The organism is Mycobacterium noviomagense, from assembly GCF_010731635.1.
GTDB lineage: Bacteria > Actinomycetota > Actinomycetes > Mycobacteriales > Mycobacteriaceae > Mycobacterium > Mycobacterium noviomagense.
In genome coordinates this window covers 1,168,343-1,188,510 of sequence record NZ_AP022583.1, presented here as the reverse complement: position 1 = coordinate 1,188,510, position 20,168 = coordinate 1,168,343, and the positions used below count along the sequence as shown (strand labels likewise).

Genomic DNA, 20,168 nt, shown 5'->3' with positions numbered 1-20,168 from the left:
GTCGTGCGCGTCCTGGTGATCGGTTCCGGTGCCCGTGAACATGCCCTGCTGCTGGCCCTGCAAAAAGATCCGCAGGTCGAGGCGCTCGCCATTGCTCCCGGCAACGCCGGCACCGCATTGATCGCCGACCAGCACCAGGTCGACATCACCTCCGGCGACGACGTCGCCGACCTGGCGCGGCGGGTGCGGGCCGATCTGGTGGTCATCGGCCCGGAGATTCCGCTGGTGCTCGGCGTGGCCGACGCGGTGCGCGAGGCCGGCATCGCGTGCTTCGGGCCCTCCAAAGAAGCCGCCCAGATCGAAGGCTCGAAGGCATTCGCCAAGGAGGTGATGGCCGCGGCCGGGGTGCGTACCGCTGCCAGCGAGATCGTCGACAACCCGGCACGCTTGGATGCGGCCCTGGGCCGCTTCGGAGTGGCCGCAGGCGATCCGGCCTGGGTGGTGAAAGACGACCGGCTGGCGGCGGGCAAGGGCGTGGTCGTGACACCCGACCGCGATGTCGCGCGCGCCCATGCGGCTGGACTGCTGGAGGCCGGTCACCCCGTGCTGTTGGAGTCCTACCTCGATGGCCCCGAGGTTTCTTTGTTCAGCGTGGTCGACGGCCCCACCGTGGTTCCCATGATGGCCGCGCAGGACTTCAAGCGGGTGGGCGACGGCGACACCGGACCCAACACCGGTGGCATGGGCGCCTACGCGCCACTGCCCTGGTTGCCCCCCGACGTTTTCCGCGAGATGGTCAGCAAGATCGTCGAACCGGTTGCCGCCGAACTGGTCCGACGCGGCAGCCCGTTTAGCGGACTGCTCTACACCGGCCTGGCGATCACCGCCAAAGGACCGGCGGTGGTCGAATTCAACTGCCGCTTCGGTGATCCCGAAACCCAGTCGGTGCTGGCGCTGCTGGAAACGCCGCTGGGACAACTCCTTTACGCGGCGGCCACTGGCAAGCTGGCCGGCGTCGGCGATCTGCGGTGGCGCGACGGTGCGGCGGTGACGGTGGTGCTGGCAGCGGAAAACTACCCGGGCCGGCCACGGCTTGGCGACGTGGTCGTCGGGGCGGACGCCGACGGGGTGTTACACGCTGGCACGGCCCGCCGCGACGACGGTGCGATCGTGTCATCGGGCGGCCGGGTGCTCTCCGTGGTGGGCACCGGGCCTGACCTGTCAGCCGCTCGCGAGGCGGCCTATCACACACTCGAGTCAATCAAGTTGCCGGGCGGACACTTCCGCCGCGACATCGCCTTGGCCGCCGCAGAGGGCAAGATTCACGTTTAGTCGCGGATCGCCTCGGCTGGAGATCTGTCTGCATGTGATCTGGCCCATGGAGCCGACGGCCGATTCACATCCGCCACATGGGTCTCCGCAGGAAAGGTGGTGCACAGTTCGCCCGCCTACGAGCGATTAGCCAGGCTAATCGCTGTGAGGTGGGCAACTGTATGTCCTTGCCGGCCAAGGACATATGTGGCAAGCGGGGCCGCTGCGTGTCTGCGAGCGTCAGAAACCCGCGGCTTGGCCGTCGCGGCGTGGGTCGCTCACCGCGAGGTAGCCGTCATCTAGCCGCCAGATGGCCTGGCAGCTGCCGAACTGGTTGTAGTCGTCCACCGTGACGAGCTCATGGCCGCGGCGGCGCAGCTCGTCGAGCGTTGACTCCGAAAAACCATGCTCGCAGCAGACCTGCATGCCCTGCACCCAGCGGAATCGCGGTGCGTCACAAGCCGCCTGCGGATTCTGGCCGTGGTCGACGATGCGGACTACCACCTGCACATGGCCCTGCGGCTGCATCGGGCCACCCATCACGCCGAAGCTCATCACCGGCGCGCCCTCCTTGGTGACAAAAGCCGGGATGATCGTGTGATACGGCCGCTTGTTCGGTCCCACTCGATTCGGATGGCCGGGTGTCGCAACGAAATTCGCGCCGCGATTTTGCAACGCGATTCCGGTGCCCGGCACCACGACACCCGAGCCGAAACCCATGTAGTTCGACTGAATCATCGACACCATCATGCCGGACGCGTCGGCCGCAGCGAGATATACGGTGCCGCCATGCGGACTCCCGGCCGATGCCGGCTTGGCCTGTTTGGGATCGATAAGCGCCGCCCGCTGCTTCAGGTATTCCTTGTCCAGCAGCTGCTCCGCAGGCAGTGGCATGTGGTCGATGTCGGCGATGTAGGCGTGCGCGTCGGCGAAAGCCAGCTTCAGCGCCTCAATCTGCAGATGCACACTGTCGGCGGAATCCGCAGGCGCAGAATCGACCTCGAAGTACTCGAGGATGCCCAGCGCGATCAGCGCGACGATTCCCTGGCCGTTGGGCGGGATCTCGTGGATGGTGTAGCCGCGGTAGACACTGCTGATTGTGTCGACCCAGTCGGCGCGATGAGCGGCGAGGTCGCTGGCCCGCATGACAGCGCCATTGGCCGCCGCATGCGCCTCCATTTGCGCCGCCAGTTCTCCGCGATAAAACGCGGCCCCGTTGGTGGCAGCGATCTTCTCGAGCGTGGCCGCGTGGTCGGGAAGAACGACGAGTTCGCCGGCTCTCGGCGCCCGACCGCCGGGCATGAACGCATCGGCAAACCCGGGTTGGTCCTTGAACAGCGGCACCTGATCTGCCCACTGTGCCGCGACCGTCGGCGAAGCCTGAAAACCATTGCGGGCGTAGGTTATTGCAGGCTCAAAAAGCCGCGCAAACGGTAGCCGACCGAACTTGGAGTGCAGTTCCACCCAACCCGACACGGCGCCCGGAACGGTGACCGAGTTCCAGCCAAAGGGCGGAACACCCTTGTCGCCGAAGTACTCCGGCGTCCACTCCGAAGGGGACCGGCCCGACGCGTTGAGCCCATGCAGGCGGTGGCCATCCCAGACGATGGCAAAGGCGTCCGAGCCGATGCCGTTGGACACCGGTTCCACCACCGTGAGGGTGATCGCGGCGGTGACCGCCGCATCGACCGCGCTGCCACCCTCAGCCAGCATCCGCAGCCCCGCTTGAGCGGCAAGCGGTTGCGACGTGCACACCACATTGCCGGCCAGCACCGGCTTCCGCGGCCAACCGTACGGAAACTCCCACGCAAACGGTGCAGTCACTGCCCGAACCGTTCGGCCACTGCGCGACGGTCCACAGAGCCTTTCGCCGTGTGCGGCAGCTCCTCCGCAACGTGAAAGCGCGCGGGGATTTCGAAGGGAGCCAGCCGCTCCCGGCAGGATTCGGTAAGTTCTTCGACGTTCACGGAGCTCGAGGAACGCGGCACCACCACCGCGGCGACCGTCTCCCCGTAGAGCGGATCGGCGACGCCGAACACCGCCGACTCGACAACATCCGGGTGACTGGACAGCACCGCCTCCACACGTTCGGGCGAGATCTTCTCGCCGGCCCGGTTGATCAGCTCCTTGATCCGGCCGCGAAGCGTCAGCTCTCCCGCCTCCGATAGCGATCCCAGGTCGCCGGTGTGCAGCCAGCCGTCGGTGAAGGTCGCGGCAGTTGCTTCGGGATTGGCGAGGTAGCCGCGCACCACGGTGGGGCCGCGCAGCCAGACCTCCCCGACGCCCTCGGGCGGGCAGGTCCGGCCGTCGTCGCCGACGATGCGGATCTCCGCGCCGCTGGACTGGCCGACCAGGCCCGTCGTCACAGGCTGATCTTCGCGGGTGCTCGACACCTGGTGTGTGGCCTCGGTCATGCCGTAGGCACTGAACACCGGTGCGGCGAACTCCGTGCGCAACGCCTGTGCGATCTCGGCGCTGAGCGCTGCACTGCAGCTGCGCACAAACCGCAGGTGCACACCGTCACGCGGACTGTCAGTCCCAGTGCGCTCCAACAAGATTTGGTGAATGGTCGGCACCGCGGTGAACCAGGTGGCTCCAGCAGCGTGGACGTCGTCCCAGAAGGTGTGCGCGGAAAACCGCCCGGCAGCGGGAATCAGCACCGTGCCACCAGACGCCAAAGTCGAGAGCAGCGCGGCAATCAGCCCGTGTCCGTGAAACAGCGGCATCACCGCGACCGTCGCATCCTGCGGCCCGAGCCCGTACGTGCCGACCACGCCGCGCACCGAGCTGGCGATGTTGTCGTGCGTCCAGGGGACCATCTTCGGCAAACCGGTGGTGCCGCCGGTGAACATGATCATGGCGTCATCGGGCCGCAATCCCTCCGGCGAGGCGGCGTCCGCGGAAGCCGCTGCGGTGCTGTCGAGGCGCACCCCGGTATCGCTCACGGAGATGGGCCAACACGGGAACGGCGAGCCCCCGGTGTCACCGGCTTCGACCAGCGCAACCCGCGCTCCCGCCGCCGTGATCCTGGCGCGCTGATCTTCGACAGGAAGCGCCGGGTCCAGCGGCACCGCCACCAGCCCAGCACGGGAAGCCCCCAGTAGCCCGACGACGAATTCGGCGCTGCTTTGCGCGCGCAGCGTCACCCGATCGCCCGGCCGCAATCCACCGCCTGCCAGCTGTCCGGCCGCGTCGTCGACCAGCCCCAGCAGCTCGCGATAGGTGATCGGGATGCGCTCGGCGGTGACGACGAGCGCGCGCGCCTGCGGGTGGCGACTTGCCGCCGCCTGCAGCAGATCAATGATGCGGGGTGTTTCGGCGGTGGAAGTCATCGATCACACGCTAGTCGTTTGCGCGAATGCAACAGTGGAGCCATGACCACCGGATCGGCACCCGACCTCACCGACGGCTTTCACCTGCTTGTCGACGCCCTCAAGCTCAACGGCGTCGAGACTATCTACGGGCTCGTCGGCATCCCGATCACCGACCTGGCCCGCCTCGCGCAGGCATCCGGAATCCGCTTCATCGGCTTCCGACACGAAACCTCCGCCGGCAATGCCGCAGCCGCCGCAGGGTTTCTCACCGGACGGCCCGGCGTCTGCTTGACAGTCTCTGCGCCCGGATTCCTCAACGGCCTCGTCGCGCTGGCGAACGCCACCACGAACTGCTTCCCGATGATCCAGATCTCGGGATCGAGCGAGCGGGAGTTGGTGGATCTGCAACGCGGGGACTACGAGGAACTCGACCAGCTGAACGCGGCCAGGCCGTTCGCCAAAGCGGCATACCGGATCGGGCGCGTGCAAGACATTGGGCTGGGCGTTGCCCGCGCCATCCGCACCGCCGTCTCGGGCCGCCCGGGCGGCGTCTACCTTGACATCCCGGGCGCCGTGCTGGCCGAGGCGATCGACACCGCCACCGCCGCCGATACCCTGTGGCGGGTCGTCGATCCCGCTCCGCGGCAACTTCCGGCGCCCGAGGCGGTCGATCGCGCTGTGCGGCTGCTCGCCCAGGCGCAACGGCCCTTGATCGTGCTCGGCAAAGGAGCGGCATATGCCCGGTGCGACAACGTCATTCGACAATTCGTCGAGACTACCGAGATTCCTTTCTTGCCGATGTCGATGGCCAAGGGGATACTGCCGGATACTCATCCGCAGTCCGTCGCGGCCGCGCGCTCAGTGGCGCTGGCCCGCGCGGATGTGGTCATGCTGGTCGGTGCCCGGTTGAATTGGCTGCTGGGCCACGGCGAGCCGCCGCGATGGTCGACCGACGCAAAGTTCATCCAGGTCGATATCGAGGCGTCCGAGTTCGACAGCAACCGGCCGATCGCGGCGCCGCTGGCCGGTGACATCGGCTCGGTCATGGCGGCGCTGCTCGGCCGCGTGCGGGAACTTCCGATCATCGCGCCCACGACGTGGACGGGAGAACTCACCGAGCGCAGGGCCCACAACGACGCCGCCATGCGCAAGCGCCTGGCCGAAGATCCCCACCCGATGCAATTCCACAACGCGCTGCGCGCCATCCGCGATGTGCTGGTGCAGCATCCGCAGGTCTATCTGGTCAACGAAGGCGCCAACGCATTGGACGTTGCCCGCAACGTCATCGACATGCCCGCGCCGCGGCACCGGCTCGACAGCGGAACGTGGGGGGTGATGGGCGTCGGCATGGGGTACGCCATCGCAGCAGCCGTCGAAACAGGGGAGCGCGTGGTCGCCATCGAGGGGGATAGCGCATTTGGGTTCAGCGCCATGGAATTCGAGACCATCTGCCGCTACCGACTGCCGATCACGGTCGTCGTCCTCAACAACGGCGGCGTCTACCGCGGCGACGAGGCTCCGACAAGCGGCACCGACCCCGCACCCACCGTCCTCAGCGCCCACGCCCGTCATGAACTGATCGCTGAAGCCTTCGGCGGCAAGGGATATCACGTCACCACCTCGGCCGAGCTGCAGTCGGCGCTGACCGAGGCGCTGGCTTCCAATGGTCCGGCGATCGTGGACTGCGAACTCGACCCCGCTGCGGGCACCGAAAGCGGGCATTTGACCAGCCTGAACCCCAAAAGCGCAGTCACACCGCCCGGCTGATACCCACTTATCGTCGCCGCTACGGTAGTTGTTACCATTGCTGTTTCTAAGCCGTCTCGAGCGAAGGTGAGGACATGCCCAAGCCCGTCATCGTGAGCGCAGTGCGGACCGCAATCGGGACGTCGTTCAAAGGCTCACTGGTCAACACGCCTGCGGAAGTGCTCGCGACCACCGTGCTGCAGGAAGCAGTCCGGCGATCCCGGGTGGAGCCCACCGACATCGACGACGTGATCTTCGCCGAGTCCCATTACGGCGGTGGCGACTTGGCGCGGTACGCAGCTGCGGCCTCGGATCTGGTGTCGGTGCCCGGGCAGGCGGTGAACAGGCATTGCGCGGGCAGCCTGACCGCGGTCGCCGACGCCGCAGCCCAGATCGGCTGCGGCGTAGAGCGCGTCGTGGTGGCCGGGGGAGTGCAGTCGTTGTCGATGGGGCCGCTGATGAACTGGCGCATCCCGGGACCGAACCTGGAGTTCGAGGAGCGCTGGATGCCGCCCTCGCATCCGGAAACCCCCGACGCGCCCACCCGCGACATGTCCATCACCGTGGGCTGGAACACCGCCAAAGCGGTCGGGATCACGCGCGAAGAGATGGATGCGTGGGCGTTGCGGTCGCACCAGCGCGCGATCGTGGCGATCGACAACGGCGCATTCCTCGATGAGATCGTCCCGCTGAAGATCCAAGGCCGCGACGGTGCGCTGACTGAGTTCAGCGTCGACGAACATCCCCGCCGCGACACCAGCACGGAAAAGTTGGCCTCGCTCAAGGTGTTACACCCGGAAATCGACGGGTTTTCGATCACCGCGGGCAACAGCAGCGGCACGAACGACGCCGCTGCAGCCCTGACCCTGGCCGACGAAGACTTCGCGCGCCAGGCCGGGCTCACCGTATTGGGCAGCGTCAAGACCTGGGCGGCGGTCGGCGTCGAACCGCGAGACACCGGGCTAGGAGCGGTGCGGGTGATCGGCAAGGTGCTGGATCGAGCCGGCTTGTCCCCCAACGATGTCACGCTGTGGGAGATCAACGAGGCGTTCGCCTCGGTTCCCATCGCCGCCTGCCGTGAGTACGGGATCGACGAGGACCGGGTCAACGTCTATGGCAGCGGCTGCAGTTTGGGCCATCCCATTGCCGCGACCGGGGCACGCATGCTCACCACGCTGGTACACGAGCTGGGCCGCCGCGGCGGCGGGGTTGGTGTGGCCGCGATGTGTGCGGGCGGCGGCCAAGGCGGGGCGGTCGTCGTCGAGGTCTAGCTGGACGCCCGGCGCTTCGAATTCGCCTTTCTGCCAGGAGCTTTCGAGTTCTGCTCGATGAGACGGCTGGCGTGGTCGAGAATGCAGTTGAGGCCGTATTCGAAGTTGATATCGTCGGGCACGCCGATGCGGTGACCCTTTCGGGTCAGTTCGGCGATGAGCGGCATAGTTGTTGGGTCGATGACGCGCGCCGTGCTGTCGTGCTGTGGCGTGTCGCCGGCCGACTTTGCTTGCAGGCGTTCGAGTACCACCGAACCCCGGGTGTGCACGGAGATCGAGGCGTAGGTGTCGAAAGCGTCCTCCGGCGACAGCCCAGCCTCGACCAGGGTGGCGACCGCCTTCTCCAACTTCTGGAAAGCCGCCTGGGTGGCTTCTTTTCCGAAGGTTCCCCGAATCAGGATGAGATCGCAGAGGATCGGATTGTTCCGGAACGTCTGACGCATCTTGTGGGCGTGGTCGTGCAACGATTCGCGCCAGTCCCGGCCTTCTACGAACGGGGTGGCGAAGTCGTACTGGCCGAGCGCGCGGTCGGTCATCGCGTTCAGCAGATCGTCTTTTTTGCGGAAGTACCAGTAGATGCTGGTCACCCCGACGTCAAGGTGCTTGGCCAGCAGCGGCATGCTCAGATTGTCGATCGACACCTGCTCGGCGACTTCGAAAGCGCCGTTGAGGATTTCGTCGACGGTGATGGAACCGCGTTCGCGCCGTTGGCGTTTCTCGGCGACTGCCTGCTTAGCCAATTGGGGCCTCCCTGGACGGGCGTCAGCCGCTTATCGTATCAGCTATGGTAAGCCTTCTGATAACGGCTGCCCCGCGCGGCTCAGCGCAGCGGCAACCCGGTGATCGCCCTGCTCATGACCAACCGTTGGATTTCGCTGGTGCCCTCGAAGATCGTGAAGATCTTGGCGTCTCGGCGCATGCGCTCCACCGGGTATTCGCGGGTGTAGCCGTTGCCGCCGAGTATTTGCACCGCTTCGTCGGTGACGTACACCGCGGTCTCGCTGGCGACGAGTTTGGCCATCGAACCCTCGGCCGCGACGAAGCGCTTGTTGTTGCGGGCCATCCACCCGGCCCGCCACACCAGCAGCCGCGACGCGTCGATCCTGGCCTTCATGTCCGCCAGCTTGAACGCGATGGCCTGGAAATCGCCGATCTTCCGGCCGAACTGCTCGCGCTGTTGCGCGTAGTCCAAGGCGTATTCGTAGGCCGCACGCGCCACTCCCAACGCCATCGCACCCACTGCCGGCCGGGTCCGCTCGAACGTCATCAGGGCCGCATGGCGACCGGCGCTCTTCCCCTCTCGCGCGCGCGCAATGCGTTCGTCGAACTTGTCCTTGCCGCCGACGATCAACCGGCCCGGGATCCGCACTTCCTCCAAAATCACCTCGGCAGTGTGCGACGCGCGGATGCCATGCTTGGAGAACTTCTGTCCCTGCCGAAAACCGGGCGTATCCGGCGGGATGATGAAGGTAGCCTGCCCGCGCGTACCCAACTCGGGATACACCGAGGCCACCACGATGTGCACGTTGGCGATACCACCGTTGGTGGCCCAGGTCTTCGTGCCGTTGAGAACCCACTCGTCGCTCGCCTCGTCATAGCGCGCCCGGGTCGCGATCGCACCGACGTCGGAGCCGGCGTCCGGTTCCGACGAACAAAACGACGCCAGCTTCGGCTCGTCGACCGTGCCGAACATCTGCGGCAGCCACTCGGCGAGCTGCTCTTGGGTTCCGGTCGCGGCCAGTGACGCCGCGGCCAGCCCGGTGCCCAGAATCGACAACGCGATTCCGGCGTCACCCCAGAACATCTCCTCGAACACCGTCAGCATGCCCAGCCCGGTCGGTTCGGCCGCCTGGGTGGCGAACAGGTCAATGGAGTACAGGCCGACCTTGGCCGCTTCCTGGATGATCGGCCACGGGGTCTCTTCGCGTTCGTCCCATTCGGCGGCTGCCGGCCGCACCACGTCGGCGGCGAACTCGTGAACCCAATCGCGGACGTGAATCACGTCGTCGGAGAGGTCGAGCGAAAACGACATAGTTGTTCCTTACCTGTGCTGGTGCTGTCGGCCCGTCGGGAGCACCGAACGGCCGTCCACGTTCTTAGTGAACAGTTGTACACCACACGACGTGCCGCGCGACACGCGGGTTCCTAGGCGACCAGCAGCGGCGCGATCCAGCTGAGCTCGCCGGGCAGCTGAGAGCTCCAGAATCCGGCGTCGTGTCCACCGGGCGAGAAGCCGCCTGCCGGCGGGTTGGGTAGCTGCGCGACGAATTGCCGGGTCGCGGTGTAGAAGGGGTCGCTGTTGCCGCAATCCACTCGGACGGGGATCGACGCCAAGGCCGGCTGGCCGAACACCGAATTGGCCGACCAGTCGTCAGCCCCGTCGAACGCGCCCGGTGCCGTGGCACCCGGCGACAGCCACAGCGCCGGGCTCACCGCACAGATGGCCGCGGTGCGCGCCGGCCCGAGCCGGCTGCCCAGCAACAGCGCGCCATAACCGCCCATCGACCAGCCCAGAAACGCCACACGCGAGGTGTCCAAGCCCTGCGTGTTGAGCATGGGAATGAGCTCGTTCAGCACCATGGCGCCCGAATCCTCGCCGGAAGCCCTTTTGTGCCAATAGCTTCCGCCGCCGTCGACGGCGACCACCGCAAACGGCGGCAGACCGGCTTTGACCGCCTGGGCGAGGCCCGGCTCGACGCCGCCGGCCATCACCGTGGCCGCATCCGAGCCCTTGCCGTGCAGCGCAATGACCGGCCGCAGTGGTTTGGTCTGGCCTGGCGGACGGGCGATCGCCCAATTGGTTGGTATGCCGCCGCGCGCTGCTGACACAAAGGAGCCGGTGGCCATCGTCGGAGCCGCAGCCGGCGCCGGAGCCGGTTCCAGTGGTGGGACCGGCGCCAGCGGAATGCCGGTGGCCGCCATCGACACCGGCGCGGCCAGCGAACGCCGCGGATGCAGCTGCCCGCCGAGCGCGTAAGCGCCCACCGCTCCGGCGACCGCGCCGGCTCCGAGGCGCAGCACGCTACGACGGGTCAAGTCGGGCATGCGGGCATCATAGGCGCCGCCGCTACTTCCCACCGCATCGCTCTGCGTCGCCGACGGCATGCCCGCGCCACGGCGTTTGTCCGAAAGGCCAATGCGGTACCTGGCTGGCTGGCAGCATGACGGGAGTGACCGCAGCTGTTACTCCGAAGGGAGAACGCCGACGGTACGCGCTGGTCAGCGCGGCCGCCGAGCTGCTGTGCGAGGGCGGGTTCGAGGCGGTGCGGCACCGGGCAGTCGCGCGCCGGGCCGCTCTGCCGTTGGCTTCGACCACCTACTATTTCTCGTCTCTGGACGATCTGATCGCCAGCGCGGTCGAACACATCGGGATGTTGGAGATCGCGCAGCTGCGAGCTGGGGTCGCCGCCCTGTCCCGTCGCCGCCGCGGCCCGGAAACCACCGCCGATGCGCTGGTCGAACTGTTGGTGAGCGAGAAACCGGGTCCCGGTCTGCGAGATCAGTTGATCTCTCGCTACGAGCGCTACATCGCGTGCGCGCGTCTTCCCGCATTGCGTGATATTCAGCGCCGGATCGTGCGCCAGCGTGCTGACGCCATCGCCGAAGCCATCGAGCGATCGGGTCGCTTGGTGCGCATGGAACTGGTTTCCACCCTGATCTGCGCGGTGGACGGCGCGGTCATCTGCGCACTGGTGGACGACCGCCAGGACCCGCGAAATGTCGCACGCTCCACGCTGATCGAGATCATCGACGCGCTGGCGCCGGTTGAGCAGCCGCCGATTGCGATTTAGCGCCGCCCACGTGCAAGCGCGCCTAATACCGGCGCGTTCATTGACCGGCTGATTCAAGCATTCGCGGCCGGGTAACAATCCGCGCCGGATTAGTTCCCTTCTGGCCGCGAAAGGATCCGCTGCCGAAGCGCGTCGAGCTCGAGCTGGGCGTCGCGCAAAAGTGCCGTGAGGCGGGCGAGCCGCTGCTCCACTTCGTCGGGGTCGCGCTGGTCGACCTGCGGCGCGGCCAAATCAGTTGGAAGCGACGGAGTGACGATGTAGCCGGTCGCGAAGTCGCCATAGATCGCCATGTCGTCGCGACGGTGATACCAGTACAGCGCTATGTAGGCGCACAGCACGGCGTCGACGGGGTCCTCGGCGCCGTCCAGCTGGACCGGTCGGGTCGCCGCGGTCACCCTGTTGCGCAGCTCGACCCAGGCCACGTTGTGGTTCACCCGCAGTCGCGGTGTTGCCTCGTCCAGTCGCTCGATCAGCGTCATCAACCGCAGCAGCTCACGCTGGCGCGTCCCTAGCGGGCCGCGCTTGTACTTCAGCGTGCGATCCAGGCCGAACAGCACCACGGCGGCAGGATGTGGGTAGACTTCGATGGCTCGCCTGCGCGCCTGGGAATGCGGGTCCATGTCGAGTCCGAGCGCGCCGGCCAGTCTGGCCCCTCGCGGGATGTCCGCAAACTCAGGTCTGCCCGTATATGCCGGGCGTGCGCCGGCTTCGAACTTGGCGAAATCGCGGTTAAGCGCCGTTTCGCAGGGCCGATACCCAGTCGGGTTCTTCACAATCAGCGGTGCGTCGAGCGCGACCAGGCAGTCGTCGCGGACGTATGGAGACAGTGCGTTCAGGATGCTCGCGTCGTCGTGCGCCGTACCGACATGCACCAATCGACCGTCGGCGTCGACTACCGCAACACCGCTTTGGTTGATTTCGCCCCAAGCAAGATCCACGCCAACGAAGTACATTCGCCCAGCTTGCCGCACCCGACCGTAAGCTGTGTCTTCGTGAGGACCAAGTGAGCATGCCCAACGTGCTGGCCGACCGGTATGCCAGCGCCGATATGGTGGCGATCTGGTCGCCGCAGGCCAAAGTCGTCGCGGAACGGCGGCTGTGGCTGGCGGTGCTGCGCGCGCAGGCCGAGCTAGGTGTCGGCGTATCCCCGGAAGTGATCGCCGACTACGAACGGGTTCTCGAGGACGTCGATCTCGCCTCGATCGCCGCGCGTGAGCGCGTGCTGCGCCACGACGTCAAGGCCCGCATCGAGGAGTTCAATGCGCTGGCCGGCCACGAGCACATCCACAAAGGCATGACCAGCCGCGACCTCACCGAGAACGTCGAGCAGCTGCAAATCCGCCGCTCGTTGGAACTGGTGTTCTCTCACGGGGTCGCTGTAGTGGCCCGGCTGGCCGAACGGGCGGTTGCCTACCGGGATCTGGTGATGGCCGGACGCAGCCACAACGTCGCCGCCCAGGCCACCACATTGGGCAAACGGTTCGCCTCGGCGGCTCAGGAGACGCTGCTCGCACTGACCAGGCTGCGCGAGTTGATCGACCGCTATCCGCTGCGCGGCATCAAGGGCCCGATGGGCACCGCCCAAGACATGCTCGACCTGCTCGGCGGCGATGTGGCCAAGTTGGCCCGATTGGAGGGCCTCATCGCTGAATTTCTGGGGTTCTCAACGGTTTTGACCAGCGTCGGACAGGTCTATCCGCGCTCGCTGGACCACGATGTGGTGTCGGCACTGGTGCAGTTGGGCGCCGGACCGTCGTCGCTGGCGCACACCATCCGCCTGATGGCCGGCCATGAGCTTGTGACCGAAGGGTTTGCGCCGGGACAGGTCGGTTCGTCGGCAATGCCGCACAAGATGAACACCCGCAGCTGCGAACGGGTCAACGGCCTGCAGGTGGTGCTGCGCGGTTATGCGGCGATGACGGCCGAACTCGCCGGCGCGCAGTGGAACGAGGGTGACGTGTTCTGCTCGGTGGTGCGCCGAGTGGCGTTGCCGGACAGCTTCTTTGCCATCGACGGGCAGATCGAGACCTTCTTGACCGTGCTCGACGAGTTCGGTGCCTACCCCGCGGTGATCCAGCGCGAACTGGACCGGTATCTGCCGTTTTTGGCCACCACCAAGGTGCTGATTGCCGCGGTTCGCGCCGGCATGGGTCGCGAGGCGGCGCACGAGGTGATCCGCGAACATGCGGTTGCGACAGCGCTGGCGATGCGAGAAGGCGCCGAGCCGGATCTTTTGCAGCGGCTGGCCGATGACCCGCGGCTGCCGCTGGACCACGCCGCGTTGGACGCTGTGCTGGCCGACAAAGAGGCGTTCGTCGGAGCTGCCGGCGACCAGGTCGACGCCGTGGTAGCCGAGGTCGACGCGCTGGTTGCCCGCTATCCGGATGCGGCCAAGTACACCCCGGGGGCCATCCTGTGACGGCCACCCGTGCCCTGGCCGGCATCGACTTCACCGATCTGGACAACTTCGCCAACGGGTTTCCGCATGAGCTGTTCGCCATCCACCGCCGCGAGGCCCCGGTGTTCTGGCACGAGCCCACAGAGCACACGCCCGACGGCGAAGGATTCTGGTCGGTAGCCACCTACCCGGAAACGTTTGCGGTACTGCGTGATCCGGTGACGTTCTCGTCCGTCACCGGCGGTAAGCGGCCGTTCGGCGGCACGCTGCTGCAAGACCTGGCCATCGCCGGTCAAGTGCTGAACATGATGGACGACCCGCGGCATTCGCAGATCCGGCGACTGGTCAGCTCCGGGCTCACCCCCCGAATGATCCGTCGTGTCGAGGACGACCTGCGGGCCCGGGCGCGCCGCCTGCTCGATGCGGTGGTGCCGGATGAACCGTTCGACTTCCTGGTCGACGTCGCCACCGAACTGCCGATGCAGATGACCTGCATCCTGTTGGGAGTGCCCGAGTCCGAACGGCATTGGCTGTTCGAGGCTATCGAGCCGCAGTTCGACTTCGGCGGTTCCCGCAAGGCATCGCTGTCGCAGCTCTCGGTCGAGGAGGCGAGCTCGCGGATGTATGCCTACGGCCAGGAGTTGATCGCCGCCAAGCGTGCGAAGCCGACCGACGACATGCTGTCGATCGTCGCCAACGCCACGGTCGACGAGGCGCCGGGGTTGTCGGATGTGGAGTTGTACCTGTTCTTCAGCCTGCTGTTCAGCGCCGGCGCGGAGACGACCCGCAACGCGGTCGCCGGCGGGCTGTTGGTGCTGGCCGAGCATCCGGGCCAATTGAAGGCGCTGCGCAGCGATCTCGGCATGCTGCCGACCGCGATCGAAGAGATCGTCCGCTGGACCTCGCCGTCGCCGTCAAAGCGGCGCACCGCCACCCGCGACGTCACGCTCGGCGGCCAATCGATCAAGGCCGGGCAGAAGGTTCAGATCTGGGAGGGCTCGGCCAACCGGGACGAAACCGTGTTCGACCGCGCCGACGAGTTCGACATCACCCGGAAACCCAATCCGCACTTAGGTTTCGGCCACGGTGTGCACTATTGCCTCGGCGCCAACCTGGCGCGACTGGAGCTGCGCGTGCTTTTCGAGGAGCTGCTGTCGCGCTTCGATAGCGTGTGCGTCGCGGCACCTGTCGAATGGGCGCGCAGCAACCGGCACACCGGGATCCGGCATCTGATCGTAAAGCTGCTCGGCCCGTCGTGAGGCTGCGGTTCAGCGACATCGAGCCGGCACCAGATGTTTTCGCGGCGGTCATGGCGACCGGAATCTTGTCGATCGCCGCCCGCAATCATCAGTACACCTGGATCAGTCAGATACTCGATGCGCTGGCCATGCTCGCTCTGCTGGTTCTGGTGGCTTTGGTGATCACTACCGCCGCCGTAAAGCGCCGGATCGCCGTGTGGGACGTGTCGGATCCTGACGTCACGTTGCGTTTGTTCACGTTCGTCGCCGCGTGTGCGGTGTTGGGCAGTCGGCTGGCCTCGCAGGTGGTCGTCGCCCACGTCCTCGGTGCAATAGCGTTGTCCGTTTGGCTGGTGTTGATCCTGACCACCGCGCGCAACATGTCGGCCAGGCCATGGCCGGCTCTGCGAGACCGTTCCCACGGCGCTTGGGAACTGGCCAGCGTCGCCACCTCCGGTCTGGTGATCATGATGGTGCTGCTTGCCTATTACACCGGACACCGCTGGTGGCTGGTGGTCGCCGTACCGCTTTGGGCGGTGGCGTTGTGCATCTACGGCTTGATGACGGCGCTGATCCTGTGGCGCGCCGTCGCAGAGCGAAAGGACCGCGACGGATTCGAGCCGGATACCTGGATTCTGATGGGCGCATTGGCCATTGCCACGCTGGCCGGCGACTACATCCACCTACTGGCTCCCCACTGGCTGGCCGGCACTGTGCGCGAGATAACCCAGGTGACCTGGTTGGTGGCCACCCTGTGGATACCTCCGCTGATATCTTTCGGGCTGCGCACCATCAGCCGGCGGCCGACGGTCCTGCAGTTCGCCGGTGTGTGGTGGGCGATGGTGTTCCCGCTCGGCATGTACTCTGCGGCAACCTATGCCATGGCGGTCGAGCTCAATGTGCACGCATTGCAGACGGTTTCGCTGGTGTTCTTCTGGAACGCGCTGGCGGTATGGCTGATCGTGGTGGTGGCCGGGCTGCTGCACGTGCCCCGCGTGCTGGTGCGCTGACCCCGCGTGCGATATGTGAAACAGCCGCCCCTTGCGTCCCTCGCCGGTCTAGCGCACCCGAACTCCGGCCGACCGCAGTTCAAGAGCGGCCAGGCCATGGATGGTGACCGGATCCTCGCGCCGCCACGCCGCGACCGGATCGGCGTTGACCGCGGTCAACTTGCGCAGCGGCCGGTTCGCCAACGCCCGCAGTGCCAGCAGCTGTTCGCCGGCCGGCGTGGCGGCCAGGGCGGTCACCGTCCACTTGCGTCGGAAGAACCTGAGCCGCAAGAAAAGCCACGGCATCATCACGGCCAGGATCGGCGGGCCAGCCACCGCGAGCGCAAGTAGCACGGCCAACCAGGTGGCGGTGGTGTCTAGGTTGTGGCCGGCGCCGGCGATGTCGAGAGCGGCCTCGCTGGCCGCGGTCAGCGGCTTGCTGACCGCGCCGCCCACTAGCGGGAGGTGTTCCGCGCTGCGGCCCGCCGACTCCAAGTTGGTGGCGATGCCATGTGCGCCGTTGTGGACATCCCGGCCGACTGTGGCGATGGTCGAGACGGCGGTGTGAACTGCCATGCCGACGAGCACCCATGCGAACGTCCACACGACGACGAGGATGTCGCTGAGCAGTTGGCCCAGCAGCCGGCCGGGTCGGGTGGCGTAGGGCAGGTAGCGCGATCTCATAGCGTTGATCCCAGCACAGTGTTGGTTCATGGGGCCGCCGGATAGGCTGACCCGATGGTGTGTCCCGCTCTGTCCGACTACCGGCACCTGGCCAGCGGTAAGGTCCGCGAGCTGTACCGCATCGACGACGAGCACCTGCTGTTCGTCGCGACCGACCGGATCTCGGCGTTCGACTATGTGCTGGACAGCACGATCCCAGATAAGGGCCGCATTCTGACCGCAATGAGCGTGTTCTTCTTCAACCTTGTCGAGGCGCCCAACCATCTGGCTGGGCCGCCAGACGACCCGCGGATTCCCGACGAAGTACTTGGGCGCGCGCTGGTGGTGCGCGAGCTGGAGATGGTGCCGGTGGAGTGCGTGGCACGCGGATATCTGACCGGCTCGGGGCTATTGGACTACCAAAAGACCGGCAAACTCTGCGGCATCCCGTTGCCACCGGGTTTGGCGGAAGCAAGCAGGTTGTCAACGCCGTTGTTCACTCCTGCCACCAAAGCCGAACTCGGACACCACGATGAGAACATTCCGTTCGCCCGCGTGATCGAGATGGTGGGAGCGGTGCGCGCCAACCAGTTGCGCGATCGTACGCTGCAAACGTATGTACAGGCCGCCGACCACGCTCTGACGAAGGGGATCATCATCGCAGACACCAAGTTTGAGTTCGGCCTCGATGCCCACGGCAACCTGGTGCTGGCCGACGAGGTTTTCACACCGGACTCCTCGCGATACTGGCTGGCCGAAAACTACCGCGAGGGGGTCGTTCAGCACAGCTTCGACAAGCAGTTCGTGCGCAATTGGCTCACCAGCCCGGAATCAGGCTGGGACCGTAGCGGCTCACAGCCGCCGCCTCCGCTGCCCGAGGACGTGATCGAGGCCACCCGCGCTCGCTACATCGAAGCCTACGAACGGATTTCCGGGTTGCGCTTCGACGACTGGATCGGCCCCGGCCAATGAGCAACAACTCACCGGTATCGCCAGTGGCCAAACGGGTGGAGAGCCGCCGCGTGTACCACGACGACGTCTTCGTCGATCCGTATGAATGGCTGCGCGACAAGGCAAACCCCGAAGTCGTCGCGCATCTCGAAGCGGAAAACGAGTACGCCGATGCGATGACGGCCCATCTGGAGCCGTTGCGGCAGCAGATCTTCGATGAGATCAAGGCGCGCACCAAGGAAACCGATCTCTCGGTGCCGATCCGGCGTGGCGACTGGTGGTATTACGCCCGCAGCTTCCAAGGCAAGCAGTATGGTGTGCACTGTCGTTGCCCGGTACGAGATGCGGGCGACTGGAATCCGCCGATTTTCGATGAGCACACCGAGATCCCGGGCGAGCAGGTGCTGCTCGACGAGAATGTCGAAGCCGAGGGTCACGACTTCTTCGCGCTGGGCGCTGCCAGTGTGAGCCCAGACGGCAACGTGCTCGCGTACTCAGTCGACTACGCCGGCGATGAGCGATACACCTTGCGGTTCAAAGACTTGCGCACCGAACAGCGGTACCCCGACGAGATCACGGGCATCGGCGCGGGCGTGACGTGGGCGACCGACAACCGCACCGTGTACTACGTGACGGTGGATGCCGCGTGGCGCCCGGACACGGTCTGGCGGCATCGGCTCGGCTCCGGTTTGCCGAGCGAGAAGGTGTACCACGAAGCCGACGAACGGTTCTGGTTGGCGGTGGGGCGCACCCGCAGCGACGCCTACGTGCTGATCGTGTCCGGCTCGGCGATCACCTCGGAGGTCCGTTATGTCGATGCCGCCGACCCGCACGGCCAGTTTGTCACCGTCTTGCCGCGGCGTGACGGCGTCGAGTATTCGGTGGAACATGCGGTCGTCGGCGGCCAAGACCGGTTTCTGATCCTGCACAACGACGGCGCAGTCAACTTCACGCTTGTCGAGGCACCGGTCAGCGACCCCACCGCCCAGCGCACATTGATCGCACACCGCGACGACATGCGGCTCGACGCGGTGGATGCCTTCGCCGGCCATCTCGTCGTCAGCTACCGGCGGGAGGCATTGCCGCGAATCCAGCTGTGGCCCCTCCTCGCTGAGGGCGGCTACGGGGTACCGGAGGAGATCACCTTCGACTCCGAGCTGATGTCCACTGGACTGGGCCCCAACCCGACTTGGGACTCACCGAAGCTGCGGATCGGAGCGGGATCTTTCCTTACCCCCGTGCAGATCTACGACGTCGACTTCGTCACCGGTGAGCGCACGTTGCTCCGTGAGCAGCCAGTGCTAGGCGGCTACCGCCGCGAGGACTATGTCGAACGCCGGGATTGGGCCCACGCGGCCGACGGAACCCGCATCCCGGTGTCCATCGTCTACCGCGAAGGTGTCGAATTCCCGGCGCCGACACTGTTATACGGCTACGGCGCTTACGAGATCTGCGAGGACCCGCGATTTTCCATCGCGCGACTGTCGCTGCTGGATCGCGGCATGGTGTTCGTCATCGCGCACGTCCGCGGCGGCGGTGAAATGGGGCGGCTGTGGTACGAGCACGGCAAGCTGCTGGAGAAGAAGAACACTTTCACCGACTTCGTCGCCGTCGCCAAGCATTTGGTGGAGGCGGGGCTGACGCGACCGCAGAAGCTGGTCGCCCTGGGCGGCAGCGCAGGTGGGCTGCTGGTGGGTGCGGTCGCCAATATGGCGCCGGAACTCTTCGCCGGCATCCTGGCGCAGGTGCCGTTCGTCGACCCGCTGACCACGCTGCTTGATCCGTCGCTACCGCTCACGGTCACCGAGTGGGACGAATGGGGAAACCCGCTGCGCGACAAGGATGTCTACTTCTACGTGAAATCGTATGCGCCGTACGAAAACGTCGCTGCCCAGCAGTATCCGGCGATTCTGGCGATGACGTCACTCAACGACACCAGGGTGTACTACGTCGAGCCTGCGAAGTGGGTGGCGGCGTTGCGGCACACCAAGACCGACCCCAACCCGGTGTTGTTGAAGACCCAGATGAGCGCCGGCCATGGCGGTATCAGCGGACGTTACGAGCGCTGGAAAGAGGTGGCCTTCCAGTACGCCTGGCTGCTAGCTGCTGCCGATCGCGACCACTACGGCAGCGGTCAGGTAGACGACCTCGTGAGCGGCGCGCAAGGATAGCCGCGTCGTCATCGACTTGGGCGGATCGGGCATTCGCGATGCATAGATATTGGCCGGAAACATCGCCAGCATCAGCGCGAGCAGGCACGCCGCGGCAACGAGCCGAGTCGCGGGCACCAACAGACCGGCGGCGCCCAGGAACTCCAGCACGCCGGTGACGCTGACCAGCAGCCCGGGCGCGGGCAGGCTGGGCGGCACGATCGCGATCAGGTCGCGGCGCAGCGGCGGTGCGAAATGCGCCACGCCGGTCAGCACGAACATGGCCGCCAAGCCAACAGCGATCGCTTTGGGCCAACTGTCCACATAGCCGACGCCGGCCCAGCCGACGACGCGGGGGATGACGCTGGCCAGCACCAGGGTGAGCAACGGGGCCATCTCTTCTCCA

The 20,168-nt window shown here is 66.3% G+C and carries 17 protein-coding genes; 9 read left to right on the top strand and 8 right to left on the bottom strand.

Going from position 1 to position 20,168, the window contains the following annotated elements; translation table 11 throughout:
* Positions 1 to 3 precede the first annotated feature (3 nt).
* Entirely contained in the window at positions 4 to 1,272 is a 1,269-nt protein-coding gene (purD, locus tag G6N15_RS05530) for a phosphoribosylamine--glycine ligase (protein WP_083085323.1), read from the top strand.
* 219 nt (positions 1,273 to 1,491) lie between these two features.
* Here purD and ggt read toward each other — a convergent pair whose 3' ends face one another.
* Together ggt and G6N15_RS05520 are read right to left on the bottom strand one after the other, a co-directional pair.
* The gene (gene ggt / locus G6N15_RS05525; protein WP_083085320.1) at positions 1,492 to 3,075 is read right to left on the bottom strand and encodes a gamma-glutamyltransferase; all 1,584 of its coding nucleotides are present in this window, start codon (positions 3,073 to 3,075) and stop codon (positions 1,492 to 1,494) included.
* On the bottom strand, positions 3,072 to 4,583 hold the full coding sequence (locus G6N15_RS05520; RefSeq protein WP_083085318.1) for a FadD7 family fatty acid--CoA ligase: 1,512 nt from the start codon (positions 4,581 to 4,583) through the stop codon (positions 3,072 to 3,074). The genes ggt and G6N15_RS05520 overlap by 4 nt, the downstream gene beginning before the upstream one ends.
* Before the next feature lie 42 nt (positions 4,584 to 4,625).
* On the opposite strand from G6N15_RS05520, the gene oxc reads away from it, so the two are divergent.
* Positions 4,626 to 6,332 (top strand): oxalyl-CoA decarboxylase, encoded by a 1,707-nt coding sequence (gene oxc, locus G6N15_RS05515; RefSeq protein WP_083085317.1) that lies wholly within the window; start codon positions 4,626 to 4,628, stop codon positions 6,330 to 6,332.
* A gap of 74 nt (positions 6,333 to 6,406) precedes the next feature.
* Positions 6,407 to 7,582: a thiolase family protein gene (locus G6N15_RS05510; RefSeq protein WP_083085311.1), complete on the top strand. Its 1,176-nt coding sequence runs from the start codon at positions 6,407 to 6,409 to the stop codon at positions 7,580 to 7,582.
* On the opposite strand, the gene G6N15_RS05505 is transcribed toward G6N15_RS05510, so the two are convergent.
* The 3 genes from G6N15_RS05505 to G6N15_RS05495 form a co-directional block, all read right to left on the bottom strand.
* Positions 7,579 to 8,322 carry a TetR/AcrR family transcriptional regulator gene (locus G6N15_RS05505; RefSeq protein WP_083085310.1) on the bottom strand — a complete coding sequence of 248 codons (744 nt, stop codon included), beginning with the start codon at positions 8,320 to 8,322 and terminating at the stop codon, positions 7,579 to 7,581. The genes G6N15_RS05510 and G6N15_RS05505 overlap by 4 nt on opposite strands.
* Before the next feature lie 80 nt (positions 8,323 to 8,402).
* The gene (locus tag G6N15_RS05500; protein WP_083085309.1) at positions 8,403 to 9,614 is read right to left on the bottom strand and encodes an acyl-CoA dehydrogenase family protein; all 1,212 of its coding nucleotides are present in this window, start codon (positions 9,612 to 9,614) and stop codon (positions 8,403 to 8,405) included.
* A gap of 113 nt (positions 9,615 to 9,727) precedes the next feature.
* A complete protein-coding gene (locus tag G6N15_RS05495; protein ID WP_163747946.1) occupies positions 9,728 to 10,687 on the bottom strand; it encodes an alpha/beta hydrolase in 960 nt (319 codons plus the stop codon).
* A 56-nt stretch (positions 10,688 to 10,743) separates the two neighbouring features.
* On the opposite strand from G6N15_RS05495, the gene G6N15_RS05490 reads away from it, so the two are divergent.
* Positions 10,744 to 11,373, top strand: a complete 630-nt coding sequence (locus G6N15_RS05490; protein WP_083085308.1) for a TetR/AcrR family transcriptional regulator — start codon at positions 10,744 to 10,746, stop codon at positions 11,371 to 11,373.
* Between the two features lie 89 nt (positions 11,374 to 11,462).
* Here the strand turns inward: G6N15_RS05490 and G6N15_RS05485 are convergent, their stop codons facing one another.
* Positions 11,463 to 12,326: a DUF429 domain-containing protein gene (locus G6N15_RS05485; protein WP_083085307.1), complete on the bottom strand. Its 864-nt coding sequence runs from the start codon at positions 12,324 to 12,326 to the stop codon at positions 11,463 to 11,465.
* Positions 12,327 to 12,376: 50 nt separating this feature from the next.
* On the opposite strand from G6N15_RS05485, the gene purB reads away from it, so the two are divergent.
* The 3 genes from purB to G6N15_RS05470 are packed head-to-tail and all read left to right on the top strand — an operon-like array spanning position 12,377 to position 16,019.
* Positions 12,377 to 13,792: an adenylosuccinate lyase gene (purB, locus tag G6N15_RS05480; RefSeq protein ID WP_083085306.1), complete on the top strand. Its 1,416-nt coding sequence runs from the start codon at positions 12,377 to 12,379 to the stop codon at positions 13,790 to 13,792.
* The gene (locus G6N15_RS05475; protein ID WP_083085305.1) at positions 13,789 to 15,030 is read left to right on the top strand and encodes a cytochrome P450; all 1,242 of its coding nucleotides are present in this window, start codon (positions 13,789 to 13,791) and stop codon (positions 15,028 to 15,030) included. Before purB ends, G6N15_RS05475 begins: the two co-directional genes overlap by 4 nt.
* Positions 15,027 to 16,019: a tellurite resistance/C4-dicarboxylate transporter family protein gene (locus G6N15_RS05470; protein WP_083085304.1), complete on the top strand. Its 993-nt coding sequence runs from the start codon at positions 15,027 to 15,029 to the stop codon at positions 16,017 to 16,019. Before G6N15_RS05475 ends, G6N15_RS05470 begins: the two co-directional genes overlap by 4 nt.
* A 48-nt stretch (positions 16,020 to 16,067) precedes the next feature.
* Here the strand turns inward: G6N15_RS05470 and G6N15_RS05465 are convergent, their stop codons facing one another.
* On the bottom strand, positions 16,068 to 16,682 hold the full coding sequence (locus G6N15_RS05465; protein ID WP_083085301.1) for a hypothetical protein: 615 nt from the start codon (positions 16,680 to 16,682) through the stop codon (positions 16,068 to 16,070).
* A gap of 57 nt (positions 16,683 to 16,739) precedes the next feature.
* On the opposite strand from G6N15_RS05465, the gene G6N15_RS05460 reads away from it, so the two are divergent.
* Together G6N15_RS05460 and G6N15_RS05455 are read left to right on the top strand one after the other, a co-directional pair.
* Complete coding sequence (locus G6N15_RS05460) at positions 16,740 to 17,633, top strand: phosphoribosylaminoimidazolesuccinocarboxamide synthase (RefSeq protein WP_139797708.1); 894 nt, start codon at positions 16,740 to 16,742, stop codon at positions 17,631 to 17,633.
* Entirely contained in the window at positions 17,630 to 19,783 is a 2,154-nt protein-coding gene (locus G6N15_RS05455; RefSeq protein WP_083085297.1) for a S9 family peptidase, read from the top strand. The genes G6N15_RS05460 and G6N15_RS05455 overlap by 4 nt, the downstream gene beginning before the upstream one ends.
* On the opposite strand, the gene G6N15_RS05450 is transcribed toward G6N15_RS05455, so the two are convergent.
* A complete protein-coding gene (locus tag G6N15_RS05450) occupies positions 19,712 to 20,158 on the bottom strand; it encodes a DoxX family protein (protein WP_083085296.1) in 447 nt (148 codons plus the stop codon). The genes G6N15_RS05455 and G6N15_RS05450 overlap by 72 nt on opposite strands.
* Positions 20,159 to 20,168 lie beyond the last annotated feature (10 nt).